Annotated in this window: 11 protein-coding genes; 3 read left to right on the forward strand and 8 right to left on the reverse strand. The window is 69.9% G+C overall.

What is annotated here, in order from left to right; genetic code table 11:
• Positions 1–86 precede the first annotated feature (86 nt).
• From ABZ794_RS20110 to ABZ794_RS20135, 6 genes are all read right to left on the reverse strand, one after another.
• Positions 87–965, reverse strand: coding sequence for a sulfite exporter TauE/SafE family protein (locus ABZ794_RS20110; RefSeq protein ID WP_357516903.1), 879 nt, complete (start codon positions 963–965; stop codon positions 87–89).
• The gene (locus tag ABZ794_RS20115) at positions 962–1,561 is read right to left on the reverse strand and encodes a rhodanese-like domain-containing protein (RefSeq protein WP_210781175.1); all 600 of its coding nucleotides are present in this window, start codon (positions 1,559–1,561) and stop codon (positions 962–964) included. The genes ABZ794_RS20110 and ABZ794_RS20115 overlap by 4 nt, the downstream gene beginning before the upstream one ends.
• Before the next feature lie 93 nt (positions 1,562–1,654).
• Positions 1,655–3,055 carry an MBL fold metallo-hydrolase gene (locus ABZ794_RS20120; protein ID WP_210781177.1) on the reverse strand — a complete coding sequence of 467 codons (1,401 nt, stop codon included), beginning with the start codon at positions 3,053–3,055 and terminating at the stop codon, positions 1,655–1,657.
• Positions 3,056–3,191: 136 nt separating this feature from the next.
• Complete coding sequence (locus ABZ794_RS20125) at positions 3,192–3,461, reverse strand: metal-sensitive transcriptional regulator (RefSeq protein ID WP_091406954.1); 270 nt, start codon at positions 3,459–3,461, stop codon at positions 3,192–3,194.
• 150 nt (positions 3,462–3,611) lie between these two features.
• Positions 3,612–5,888 (reverse strand): catalase/peroxidase HPI, encoded by a 2,277-nt coding sequence (katG, locus tag ABZ794_RS20130; RefSeq protein WP_210781178.1) that lies wholly within the window; start codon positions 5,886–5,888, stop codon positions 3,612–3,614.
• On the reverse strand, positions 5,885–6,340 hold the full coding sequence (locus ABZ794_RS20135; protein ID WP_307850440.1) for a Fur family transcriptional regulator: 456 nt from the start codon (positions 6,338–6,340) through the stop codon (positions 5,885–5,887). The genes katG and ABZ794_RS20135 overlap by 4 nt, the downstream gene beginning before the upstream one ends.
• A gap of 198 nt (positions 6,341–6,538) precedes the next feature.
• Here ABZ794_RS20135 and ABZ794_RS20140 point away from each other — a divergent pair, with 198 nt between their 5' ends.
• From ABZ794_RS20140 to ABZ794_RS20150, 3 genes are all read left to right on the forward strand, one after another.
• Entirely contained in the window at positions 6,539–6,946 is a 408-nt protein-coding gene (locus ABZ794_RS20140) for a YciI family protein (RefSeq protein ID WP_210781180.1), read from the forward strand.
• An 8-nt stretch (positions 6,947–6,954) separates the two neighbouring features.
• Positions 6,955–8,100, forward strand: a complete 1,146-nt coding sequence (locus ABZ794_RS20145; protein ID WP_210781284.1) for a DUF6596 domain-containing protein — start codon at positions 6,955–6,957, stop codon at positions 8,098–8,100.
• Between the two features lie 432 nt (positions 8,101–8,532).
• Complete coding sequence (locus ABZ794_RS20150; RefSeq protein ID WP_210781182.1) at positions 8,533–9,558, forward strand: glycoside hydrolase family 11 protein; 1,026 nt, start codon at positions 8,533–8,535, stop codon at positions 9,556–9,558.
• A 254-nt stretch (positions 9,559–9,812) separates the two neighbouring features.
• Here ABZ794_RS20150 and ABZ794_RS20155 read toward each other — a convergent pair whose 3' ends face one another.
• Both ABZ794_RS20155 and ABZ794_RS20160 read right to left on the reverse strand, forming a co-directional pair.
• Positions 9,813–11,252, reverse strand: coding sequence for a protein kinase (locus ABZ794_RS20155; RefSeq protein WP_357516907.1), 1,440 nt, complete (start codon positions 11,250–11,252; stop codon positions 9,813–9,815).
• 131 nt (positions 11,253–11,383) lie between these two features.
• Positions 11,384–12,277, reverse strand: a complete 894-nt coding sequence (locus tag ABZ794_RS20160; protein WP_357516909.1) for an SGNH/GDSL hydrolase family protein — start codon at positions 12,275–12,277, stop codon at positions 11,384–11,386.
• Positions 12,278–12,315: the final 38 nt, after the last annotated feature.

Consider the following 12,315-nt stretch of genomic DNA (forward strand, 5'->3'; position numbering starts at 1 on the left):
ATAAAAAATTCATCTATGGGATTCGCTAGACAGGAAATGTCATCCAGGTGACATCGAGGTGGACCGTGATGGCGCCGGGCGAGACCTCAGCGGCTGGCCGGCTCACCCTGCGTCAGCACCTTGCTCCGGCCCTTCCGCACGGTCAGCGCGACGGAGATCGCTGCGAGGACACCGATGCCGGTCCACAGCAGCGGGTCGGTCCGCAGTTCCGTGGGCAGTTGCTGGACGAGGACGAGGACGCCCATCACCACGACGAACCAGCCGAACGACTTGCGCAGGACGTCGGCGGGGATCCGACCGGCGAGCCGCCCGCCGGCAACGCTGCCGACGACGGCGGCGACGGTGACCGCTGCCGCGAGGTTCCAGTCAATGCTTACGCTGGGCAGGTAGCCGGCGAGGCCGGCGAACGACTTCATCGCGATGACCACCAGCGAGGTTCCGACCGCGACCGGCATCGGCAGGCCACCGAGCAGGGCCAGGGCGGGCACCACCAGGAAGCCGCCGCCGGCACCGACCAGGCCGGTCACCAGTCCGACCACCAGACCGTCGAGGATCACCCGCAGCATCGGCAGTTCGTGCGGCACTGCCCTGCCCTTGGTGTCGCGCCGACCGCGAATCATCGTGACCGCGGTGGCCAGCATCATCACGGCGAACCCGCTGAGCAGAAACGCCGCCGGGATGAACCCGGCCAGGCGTCCGCCGATGTAGGCACCGATCATGCCGGCGAAACCGAAGATCAGGCCGGTACGCCAGCGCACCCGGTTGGCCCGAGCATGCGGCAGGACGCCCACCACGCTGGTGGCGCCGACAACGAGCAGCGAGGTCGCGATGGCCTCTTTCGTGGGCAGGTCGGCGACGTAGACCAGCAGCGGCACGGCGAGGATCGATCCGCCGCCGCCGAGTAGCCCGAGGCTGACGCCGATCAGCACGGCCAGCCCGACGGTCAGCGCCAGGGACGGTGTCATGCGCGTTCACCGATGCTGCCACGCAACTGGCCGACGATGGTGTCCAGGTCACAGTTGGCGCCCCGGTTGTACGGCAGTCTGCCGAGCACCATGCCCATGGCGCAGGTGTTGGTGACAGCGGCGAAGGTGAGGCCGGCGCCGATGAATCCGGCCACCCACTTCAGCTGCGGCACGAACACCGAGCCGAGGACGCTGACCAACACGATCGAGCCGGCGACGAGGCGGACCTGGCGTTCGAGGTCCCACCGGGGGGCACCTTGCCTGATCGGCGCGTTGGCCGCCTGCCAGGCCATGATGCCGCCGTCGAGGACCTTCAGGTTCGGCAGACCGACCCCGGCCAGGGTCTGCTCGGCCTGAGTGGCGCGGGCACCGGATCGACAGACCAGCACGACGTCCTCGTCCAGGTGGCGGCGCAGCTCTTCGCGATGCTCCTTGAGCAGGTCGAGCGGCACGTTGTAGGAGCCGGGGATGTGCGACGTCTCGAACTCCGCCGGGGTACGCACGTCCAGCAGGCGCGGCGCGTGGCCGGAGTCGATCAGTTCCCGCAGCCCGGTGGCATCGATGGTGGCGGGGCGGGCGGTCTCGGAAGGGCTCATTTCTCCTCTTTCACGGGCAGGTCGCAACACACATGGCAGGGGGTATCCGACCGACACCTGCACGGCGCCGGCCGGTGGTCGGTCCTGTTCGGATCAGGCGTCGGTGGCCATCGCCACGCCGGCGCGCTCGGCCCGGCCGAACGTGTCGTCGATGACGACCACCTCGCGGCCGGCGTTCGCCAGCAGCGACGCCGCCGCGGTGGCCCGGTAGCCGGAGCCGCAGTGCACCCAGACGGCGCCGACCGGCACCTCGCCCAGCCGCATGGGCAGTTCAGGCAGCGGGATGTGCAGGGCACCGTCGATGTGGCTGCTCCGCCACTCGTTGGTCATGCGCACGTCGAGGACCACGTCCGCGGCGGGAAGGCCGGCAGGGAGGTGCCCCGCGCGGGCTGCCGCGAGGGCCTTGAAGTCAGTCATCCGCAGTTCTCGCAGCTGGCCGGGCTCGGCTGCCCACCGCTCCACCTCACCGGTCAGCTGCGCGGCCGGACGGTCGATGCCGATCCGGACCAGCTCACGCTGGGCGTCGGCGACCTGTCCCGGGGTCTCGGCGAGCAGGGTGATCGGCACCCCCCAGTCGATCAGCCAACCGAGCCAGGTGGACATCGGGCCGTCCAGGCCGAGGCTGACCGTGCCGGCCAGGTGCAAGGCGGCATATGCCTTACGGTGCCTCAGGTCCACCACCCACTGCCCGTCAGCCATCCGCTCGCGCAGTTCGGCCGCATCGGCGCGGCTCACCGGGGTGAGGTCGACCGGGGCCGGTCCGGCGAAGTTCTCCACGCCCATGTGGGCGTAGTACGCCGGGTAGGCGTCCAGACCGGCGAGGGTCTCCGTGACGAAGTCGTCCGCGGCAAGCCGCAGGACCTGATTCTTCGCCTTCTCCCGGCCGATCGTCGACTCCGGGGCGTCCGATTGACTGGCTGAGCAGAAGCTGCCGAACCCGTGCGTCGGCCACACCTCGGCCCCGTCGGGCAGCAGATCCGCCAGCCGCCTCGCCGAGGCGTGCTGGTGGTGGGCCAACTCGTGAGCGAACTGCTTGCCCAGCAGGTCGGTGCGGCCCGTCGTGCCGAAGAGCAGTGATCCGCCGGTGAAGACACCGACCGGCCGCCAATCGCTGTCGCTGGCCTCATCCAGCACGTACGACAGGTGGTGGAAGGTGTGACCGGGCGTACCGATCACCCGCAGTCGTAGCGAGTCGGAGACAGTCACCTGGTCGCCGTCGGAGATCGGCGTCCGCTCGAATCGGACCTCGTCGGCAGCGGCCACCAGATAGTGGGCGCCGGTGATCCGGGCAAGGTCCAGCCCTCCGGAGACGTAGTCGTTGTGGACGTGCGTTTCCAGGACGTGGGTGATGCGGACGCCCAATGCCCCCGCGAGGTACATCACGCGGTCGATGTCGCGCTGGGGGTCGACCACGATCGCCACCCGCCCGTCGGAGGCGAGGTAGCTGCGATCGCCGAGGGATGACGTCTCAACGACGGAAACCTCAACTGGCATGTCCACTCCTTCAAGTTTGACAAACTTCTCATACCCGGGGGGGTATGCAAATGGCACAGTGGTGCGGTCTTTCCACTTACGTTGCCACCAACACCCACCCACGCCGCGGCTACGGCGTGGGTGGCCTGGCGCCGCCTCAGGCGAGGGCCAGGAAGAGCTTCTCCAGCTCCTCCTCGGTCATCTCCGGCTCCTCGCCACGTTCGCGCGCGGCGCCACAGTGCCGCATCCCCGAAGCAATGATCTTGAAACCCGCTCGGTCGATCGCCTTGGACACCGCGGCGAGTTGGGTCAGCGCCTCACGGCAGTCCTGACCGCTCTCCATCATCTCGATAACCGCGTTGAGCTGACCGCGGGCCCGCTTGAGCCTGGTCAGCGCATCCGACGTCATCTCCGGTCGAAGCTTCATCGACACCTCCTGCGTTCGACTATACCCCCGGGGGTATCAAGTCACCAGCGATGCCCCGATCGGCCAGCGTGCAACTGGCCACAGCCGTGCAAGGCCGACGAGCCCCGGCCAATCCCTGAAGGATCGGCCGGGGCTCGTCGGTGGTACCTGTCAGGCGAGATCGAACCGGTCGAGCTCCATGACCTTGGTCCAGGCGGCCACGAAGTCGGCCACGAACTTGTCGCGGGCGTCCTGGCTGGCGTAGACCTCGGCGAGGGCACGCAGCTGCGAGTTGGACCCGAAGATGAGGTCGACCGCGGTGGCGGTCCACTTCACCTCGTCGGTGGCCAGGTCGCGGATCTCGTACACGTGCTCGTCGGACTTCGACGCGCTCCACCGGGTGCCCGGGGAGAGCAGGTTGGCGAAGAAGTCGTTGGTGAGCACGCCCGGCCGGTCGGTGAGCACGCCGTGCTGGCTGCCGCCGACGTTGGCGCCGAGGGAGCGCAGACCGCCGATGAGGACGGTCATCTCGGGCGCGGTCAGGTTGAGCATGTAGGCACGGTCGACGAGCAGCACCTCCGGCTGGGTCTTCTCGCCGGCGCGCAGGTAGTTGCGGAAACCGTCGGCGCGCGGCTCGAGGACCCGGAAGGAGTCGGTGTCGGTCTGCTCCTGGGTCGCGTCGGTGCGGCCCGGCCGGAACGGCACTGTCACCTCGACGCCGGCGTCCCGCGCCGCCTTCTCGACGGCGGCCGAACCGGCCAGCACGATCAGGTCGGCCAGCGAGATGCTCGCCCCGCCGGCGGCGTTGAACTCCTGCTGGATGCCTTCAAGGGCGCTCAGCACGGCCGCCAGCTGCTCGGGCTGGTTGACCTCCCAGCTGCGCTGCGGCTCGAGACGGATGCGCGCCCCGTTGGCGCCACCGCGCTTGTCGGTGTGCCGGAAGCTCGCGGCGGAGGCCCAGGCGGTGGAGACCAGCTGGTCGATCGTGAGACCGGACTCCAGGACCTTCGCCTTGAGCGCGGTGATGTCGGCGTCGCCCACCAGCTCGTGGTCGACGGCCGGCACCGGGTCCTGCCAGAGCTGCGGCTCGGCCACCCACGGCCCGAGGAAGCGCTCGATCGGGCCCATGTCGCGGTGCAGCAGCTTGTACCACGCCTTGGCGAAGGCCAGCGCGAACTGGTCGGGGTTCTCCAGGAAGCGGCGGGAGATCTTCTCGTACGCCGGGTCGACGCGCAGCGACAGGTCGGTCGTGAGCATCGTCGGCCGGTGCTTCTTCGCCGGGTCGAAGGGATCCGGGATGATCGCCTCGGCGTCCTTGGCGACCCACTGCTTCGCGCCGCCGGGGCTGGTGGTGAGTTCCCACTCGTAGCCGAAGAGGATCTCGAAGAAGCGGTTGCTCCACTGCGTCGGCACGTCGGTCCACGTCACCTCGAGACCACTGGTGATCGTGTCGGCGCCCTTGCCGCTGCCGTGGGTGCTCAGCCAACCCAGGCCCTGCGCCTCCAGCGGAGCGCCCTCGGGCTCCGGGCCCACGTGGTTGTCGGCGACGCCGGCACCGTGGGTCTTACCGAAGGTGTGACCACCGGCGATGAGGGCGACGGTCTCCTCGTCGTTCATCGCCATCCGGCCGAAGGTCTCGCGGATGAAGTGCGCCGCCGCGGCCGGGTCCGCGTTACCGCGCGGGCCCTCCGGGTTGACGTAGATCAGCCCCATCTCGGTCGAGCCGACGCCGGCCGCCATCTCCTTCTCGGAGGCGTAGCGCTCGTCGCCCAGCCAGGTGTCCTCCGGGCCCCAGAAGATCTCCTCGGGCTCCCAGACGTCCTCGCGACCGAAGCCGAAGCCGAAGGTCTTGAAGCCCATCGACTCCAGGGCGACGTTGCCGGCGAGCACGAGCAGGTCGGCCCAGGAGATCTGCTGGCCGTACTTCTGCTTGACCGGCCAGAGCAGCCGGCGGGCCTTGTCCAGGTTGGCGTTGTCCGGCCAGCTGTTGAGCGGCGCGAACCGCTGCCCACCGTCGCCGGCGCCGCCGCGGCCGTCCTCGATGCGGTACGTGCCGGCGGCGTGCCAGCTCATCCGGATCATCAGGCCGCCGTAGTGGCCGAAGTCGGCCGGCCACCAGTCCTGCGAGGTGGTGAGCACCTCGACGATGTCGCGCTTGAGGGCCTCGACGTCGAGCTTCGCGAACTCCTTGGCGTAGCTGAAGTCCTCGCCCAGCGGGTTGCCCTTGGACGAGTGGGCGTGCAGCACCGACAGGTCGAGCTGGTTGGGCCACCAGTCCCGGTTGGTGCGCGGACGACCGCCGGTCTTCGGGGTCGGCGAGTCGATCGCCGGGTTCTCACTCTCGCTGCCGTGCGCGGTCACCGAGTCGTGCGCGACCGGGCAGCCGGCCGCTGCCTTCTGGTCCACGCCCTGCGCACTGACGGGGCCGTTGTCCTGGGTGTCGCTCATGTACTTCCTTCCGAGCTTGCGGATCTCTGGGGCGTGCGGTCGGTCGCGCAGTCGGGGCAGGTGCCCCAGTAGACGACCTCCGCCTCGTCGACCGTGAAACCGTGGTCGCCGGAGGCGGTGAGACAGGGGGCGTGACCGACGGCGCAGTCGACGTCGGCGATGGCGCCGCAGGAGCGGCACACGACATGGTGGTGGTTGTCAGCGATCCGGGACTCGTAGCGGGCGGTCGCCCCGGCCGGCTGGATGCGCCGCACCAGGCCGGCGTCGGTGAGCACGCGCAGCACGTCGTACACCGCCTGGTGCGAGACAGTGGGTTGATCCGCGCGGACCAGCGCGATCACCGCGTCGGTGCCGACGTGCGGGTGGTCGCGCAGCGCCGCGAGCACCGCCAACCGGGGCCGGGTCACGCGCAACGAGACGGCCCGCAGCTGCGCCTCGAAGTCGGACATCACGGGTACGAACATTAGCTCACTATTTTGGAACGAATCAAGTTTTGCGCCCCCCGAGGTACCCCAACGGCGGACGATTCACCCGAGGTTAACCTGCGGGAGGAAAAAAATCGGACAGCGATGTCGAGAAGTGCCGACCGGCTTCGTCCCCGCAGTGAACGTGACCACGATGGGTCGCAGCCAGCACCAAGGAGCATCACGATGGCCAAGTACCTGCTGCTCAAGCACTACCGGGGCACCCCGGCCACGGTGAACGACGTGCCGATGGACCAGTGGACGCCGGCGGAGATCTCGGCCCACATGCAGTACATGCGCGACTTCGCGGCCCGACTCGAGGGCACCGGCGAGTTCGTTGACGCCCAGGCACTCGCCCCGGAGGGGACGTTCGTCCGGTACGACGGCGAGGGCCGCCCGCCGGTCACCGACGGCCCGTTCGCCGAGACCAAGGATCTCATCGCCGGTTGGATGGTGATCGACGTCGACAGCCACGACCGGGCCGTCGAGCTGGCCGGGGAGCTGTCGGCCGCTCCCGGGGCGGGCGGGAAGCCGATCCACGAGTGGCTGGAGCTGCGCCCGTTCCTGAGCGAGCCCCCCACCATCACTGAGTGACGGTTCTGATGGACGAGACGCTGCTGCGCAGCCTCACGCCGAGCGTCCTCGGGATCCTCGTCCGCCGCGGAATCGACTTCGCGGCGGCCGAGGACGCCGTGCAGGACGCCCTGGTCGAGGCGGTCCGGGTCTGGCCGGCCGACCCACCGCGCGACCCGTTGGGCTGGCTGACCACTGTGGCGTGGCGACGGTTCCTCGACGCGGCCCGAGCCGACACCGCTCGCCGTCGGCGTGAGGATCTCGTCGACGAGGAACCGGCGCCAGGGCCCGCTCCCACGGTGGACGACACACTCCAGCTCTACTTCCTGTGCGCCCACCCGTCGCTGACGCCGTCGTCCGCTGTCGCGCTCACGCTGCGCGCCGTCGGTGGGCTGACCACCCGGCAGATCGCGAACGCCTACCTGGTGCCCGAGGCGACCATGGCGCAGCGCATCAGCCGGGCCAAGCGCACCGTCTCCGGGCTGCGATTCGACCGACCCGGCGACGTCGCCACCGTGCTGCGCGTCCTCTACCTGGTGTTCAACGAGGGCTACTCCGGCGACGTGGACCTCGCCGCCGAGGCCATCCGGCTCACCCGGCAGCTCGCGGCCGCGATCGACCACCCCGAGGTGGCGGGGCTGCTCGCCCTCATGCTGTTGCACCACGCCCGGCGCGCCGCCCGGACCGCGCCCGACGGCAGCCTGGTGCCGCTCGCCGAGCAGGACCGCAGCCGCTGGGACACCCGGTCGATCGCCGAGGGCGTCGAGATTCTGCAGGCCGCCCTGGCCCGCGACCAGCTCGGTGAGTTCCAGGCCCAGGCCGCCATCGCGGCGCTGCACGCGGACGCGCCGGCCGCCGCCGAGACCGACTGGGTGCAGATCGTGGAGTGGTACGACGAACTGGCGCGCCTGACCGGGAACCCGGTCGTCCGACTCAACCGCGCGGTGGCGGTCGGTGAGGCCGACGGCCCCCGGGCCGGCCTGAAGGCGCTCGCGGCGGTGGACGACGCGCTTCCCCGGTACACGGCGGTGGCGGCGTACCTGCACGAGCGCGACGGCGACCTGGCAACGGCGGCGCGGCTGTACGCCGAGGCTGCCCAGCAGGCCCCCAACCTCGCCGAACGCGACCACCTGACCCGCCAGGCCGCCCGACTCAACGCCCTGCTGCGTCGCTGACCCCTCGGGCAACGGGGGCGTCTACCCGCGCCGCTGGCCATGGCCGGGGCACCTGGTCCGGAAATACTCCGGAACTTTCGGCAACCCCCACCCCGACCGGTGTGCAGGTGTTGCGACGCCGCGGTGACCGCCCCGGACTCTGATCGACTACTGACCTGGACGGATGCCGCTCCGGTGACGACAGCGGTGTTGCCACCCTGTTTCCGAAAATTGTTGACAAGTAGACGGCTGGGTTAATACGGTCGCCATCGACGGCACTCGATTGTCGTCAGCACCAGCCACCACTACCCCCTTCTCCGATCGTCGTGCAGGACGACCGGCCCCACCACCACCGAGCGGTACGACGCCGTGGCCCTTACCCGACCACCGGCAGCCTGTCGAGGCGTACCGCGCCGCTGGCCCCCGCCAGCCGTCAGAGGAGGCAACAGTTCCATGACCGACACCAGCCACACCAAACCGAGAGGCCGCGGCCGCATGCGGCTGCTCCTGGGCGCCGCATGCGCCGCCGTCGTGGCCGTCGCCGGCACGATGACGGCCACCAACGCGTACGCCGAGGCCGACCGCACCCTCACGTCGAACCTCACCGGCACGCACAACGGGTACTACTTCTCGTTCTGGAAGGACAGCGGCAACGCCAGCATGACGCTGCGCGCCGACGGCCGATACACCAGCAGTTGGGACAGGAGCACCAACAACTGGGTCGGCGGCAAGGGTTGGGCCACCGGCAACCGACGGACGGTCACCTACTCGGGCAGCTACAACCCGGGCAACAACAACACCTACCTCGCCCTGTACGGATGGACGCGCAACCCGCTCATCGAGTACTACGTGGTGGAGAACTTCGGCACCTACAACCCGAGCAGCGGCGCGCAGCGGATGGGCACGGTCACCACCGACGGCGGCACCTACGACATCCTCCGCAGCCAGCGGGTCAACGCCCCGTCGATCGACGGCAACCAGACGTTCTACCAGTTCTGGAGCGTCCGCCAGCAGAAGCGCTCGAGTGGCACCATCACCACCGCCAACCACTTCGACGCTTGGGCCCGGGCCGGCCTGAACCTCGGCACCAACCACAGCTACCAGGTCATGGCCACCGAGGGTTACCAGAGCAGCGGAAGCTCCGACATCACCGTCCGGGAGGGCAGCGGCGGCGGTAACCCGACCACCCCGCCCCCCACCGGCAACCCGGGGACCGGAAACTGCAACGCGACGATCTCCGCCGGCCAGCAGTGGGGTGACCGTTTCAACCTCAATGTCGCGGTCAGCGGCACCAACAACTGGGTCGTCAGCCTCGGCCTCGGTGGCGGCCAGAGCATTCAGAACAGCTGGAACGCCGCCGTCAACGGCAACAGCGGCACCGTCACCGCGACGCCGAACGGCAACGGCAACAACTTCGGCGTAACGATCATGGCCAACGGCAACTGGAACTGGCCGACGATATCCTGTCGCACCAGTTGACCCCGATAGGTTCCTGACACATCGCACCTCTGGCGTGGCGGCCTCGGTCGCCACGCCAGACTGCGTCGCAGGCAACCCCCGTCCGCCTCGGCGTCCATGACGGCCTCGGGCCGACCCCGCTCGACGTGCCCTTTGCTCTGCACCCGCCGAGGCACCACCGGCCTACAACTGCATGGCGCATCCGCGGGTGCAGAGCAAAGGGCGGACCTTGCGGCACGGCCCAGTTGCGAGAGCATGGCCGCTGCCGCCGTCCGCTACACCTGCGGCACCGCGGTCTCTGCTCCGGCCGTCGATTCCTCCGCCGACGGTTGCGAGGTTGGGTCCGCCGCTGGGTTCTCCGTCGTCCCCGAGGTCGGCGGCGCTGTCGTTCCGCCTGTCGGGGCTGCCGTCGGGGCTTTCGTCGGCTCCGCAGGAGCGCTCTCGGACGCGGTGGGACCGGGCGCATCCGTAGTGCTCCCACCGGACGGCGTCGACGGATCCACCGTCCCCTCGCCCGGGGTGGGCGTCGGGGTCGGAGAGCCGGGCGCCCGGACCGGCATGCCGGCAGAACTGCGGGTGGCTGGTTCACCGCCGCCGACGCCGGGGCCCGGTTCCCGCTGGGGCGGCACCGTTGGCGACACCGCGGGCGGCACCACGGGAGGCGTCGACGGTCGCCCGGTCGGGCCGGGCATGATCCCGATGGGATCGGCGAGCACCAGGACGGCAGCCGCGGCGGCAAACGATCCGAGAAGCACCGCGAGCGCTCTGGGCCCGGAAGTGACGGCCCGGCCCACCGTGCCGCCGAGGGCAGACCGCCGTGCGGCCGTTACCTCGGTTCGCACCCCGACCTCGGTCGCCCCGGTCGCGGTGGACGGCGGGTGGTCAGACGGGGCCGCGAGCGTCTGCGCCGCCCTGGCCATGGCCGCTGCCGTCGGAAAGCGGTGGGCGGGCTCCTTGGCCATCGCGGTGGCGACCACACGCCGGACCTCCGGCGGAACGTCCTCGGGCAGCGGCGACGGTTCCTCTTCGAGATGCCGCAGCGCCACCGCGACGGCATTCTCGCCCTCGTGCGGTGGCCGACCGGCGAGGCAGTGGTAGACGACAGCCCCCAGCGCGTAAATGTCGATCGCCGGTGTGGTCTCGTTCTTCGCGACCTGCTCGGGCGCCATGTACAGGGCGGTGCCGACGATCTGGTTCGTTCCGGTCAGGCTCGTCGCCTCCCGCGTCACCGCAACACCGAAATCGACGAGTACGACGTGCCCGTCCGGCTCGATGATCAGATTGCTGGGTTTGACGTCCCGGTGCACGACACCGGCGTCATGCGCGGCCTGCAACGCACGGGCGGACTGCGCGGCGATGGACATCGTCTCGGCCACGTCCAGCCGGCCGACCTCGGCGATCCGCTCCGACAGGGGCTGCCCCTGCACGCATTCCATCACGATGTAGGCGAGGTCCAGCGCTCCGGACTGGGACACCTCACCGTAGTCGTAAACCTGGGCGACACCTGGGTGACGCAGGGCTGCCATGGCCCGCGCCTCGCGCCGGAACCGCTCGCCGAAGCCGCCGTCGGTAACCAACCGAGGTTGCAGCATCTTGATCGCCACGCAGCGGTCGAGGGTTTCGTCGACCGCCCGCCACACGTCACCCATTCCGCCGCTGGCGATGCTTTCGACCAGGCGGTAACGGTCTCCGACGACTTGCCCCACATTCGGCATAGCTTTCGGTACCCCGGACTCCTCGATCTCAAGCACAGCGAGGCTGGGCACCGCGCCGCGTCGGCGCACCGCACGAGAAACCCGCCCCGCCACTGCCGGCGGGGCGGGCTCGTCGGCCGTCTACGACCCGGTCAGCTGTTCAGCCTGGCAATCAGGGCGGTGGCCATGCCCTGCTCACCTCGGGCGTTGGGGTGGAACGGCGCGGCCGAGTTCTGCGGCACCAGACCCTCGACCCACCGGGTGCCGCTGCCCTTGCACGCGTCGCGGCCGATCGACGGGGTGTAGACATCGGCGTAGGTGGCGCCGTTGGCGCTCGCGGCGCTGGCCAGCATCGCGTTGAGCGACTTCTCGACGCCACGCAGGTACGGCACGTCCTGGTAGGCGATCGGAACGACCGGCCAGCAGCCGTAACCGCTGTCCGGCAGGATCGCCGGATAGCCGAGCACCACGACCCGCGCGCCCGGTGCGGCCTGCCGGACCGCCTGGAGTACGGCGGTGATCTTCGGCGTGGCGGCGACGATCCGCGCCTGCAACTGGTCGACACCTCCGGCGGTGTACCGGTTCTTGCACGGAGATCCGAGCGGGCTGCTGACGCTCGCCTCCGCACAGTCGCCGATGATGCCGGAGAAGCCGATGTCGTTGCCGCCGATCTGCACCGTCACCAGCGACGTGTTCGACGTGACCGCGTTGAGCTGCGGCGGCAACGTGATGCCCAGTTGGCCGCTACCGCCATAGAGGATGTCGTCAGTGGTGGCGCCGGAGCAGCTCACGTCGGCGAACGACGACGAGCCGGCGGACGCCGCCACCAGGGACGGGTAGTTGCGGTTGGACCGCAGGCAGTTGAGGTCGACCTGGGTGGGGATCAGCGGACCTGCGGTGTACGAGTCGCCCAACGCGACGTAACGGCCGGTGGGCACGGCGGCGCTGGCGGGGGTGGCGACGGTGAGCAGCACGCCGGCGGTGGCAACGGCGAGTGCGGCCAACCGGGTGGCTGCCCGCAGGCGGGGCAGGCGGGGACGGGTCATGGCGCCTCCCAGGAGGGGATCAGGGTGGTGGTGCCCGA

Origin of the sequence: Micromonospora sp. NPDC047187 (genome assembly GCF_040643355.1) — a bacterium.
GTDB lineage: Bacteria > Actinomycetota > Actinomycetes > Mycobacteriales > Micromonosporaceae > Micromonospora > Micromonospora salmantinae.

Excerpts from the sequence above, each read along its gene's own strand:
- ABZ794_RS20115 (WP_210781175.1), bottom strand. The coding sequence starts at position 1,561 with ATGAGCCCTTCCGAGACCGCCCGCCCCGCCACCATCGATGCCACCGGG.
- ABZ794_RS20155 (WP_357516907.1), bottom strand. The coding sequence starts at position 11,252 with ATGCCGAATGTGGGGCAAGTCGTCGGAGACCGTTACCGCCTGGTCGAA.
- ABZ794_RS20145 (WP_210781284.1), top strand. The coding sequence starts at position 6,955 with ATGGACGAGACGCTGCTGCGCAGCCTCACGCCGAGCGTCCTCGGGATC.
- ABZ794_RS20150 (WP_210781182.1), top strand. The coding sequence starts at position 8,533 with ATGACCGACACCAGCCACACCAAACCGAGAGGCCGCGGCCGCATGCGG.
- ABZ794_RS20160 (WP_357516909.1), bottom strand. The coding sequence starts at position 12,277 with ATGACCCGTCCCCGCCTGCCCCGCCTGCGGGCAGCCACCCGGTTGGCC.
- ABZ794_RS20120 (WP_210781177.1), bottom strand. The coding sequence starts at position 3,055 with ATGCCAGTTGAGGTTTCCGTCGTTGAGACGTCATCCCTCGGCGATCGC.
- ABZ794_RS20110 (WP_357516903.1), bottom strand. The coding sequence starts at position 965 with ATGACACCGTCCCTGGCGCTGACCGTCGGGCTGGCCGTGCTGATCGGC.
- katG (WP_210781178.1), bottom strand. The coding sequence starts at position 5,888 with ATGAGCGACACCCAGGACAACGGCCCCGTCAGTGCGCAGGGCGTGGAC.
- ABZ794_RS20125 (WP_091406954.1), bottom strand. The coding sequence starts at position 3,461 with ATGAAGCTTCGACCGGAGATGACGTCGGATGCGCTGACCAGGCTCAAG.
- ABZ794_RS20140 (WP_210781180.1), top strand. The coding sequence starts at position 6,539 with ATGGCCAAGTACCTGCTGCTCAAGCACTACCGGGGCACCCCGGCCACG.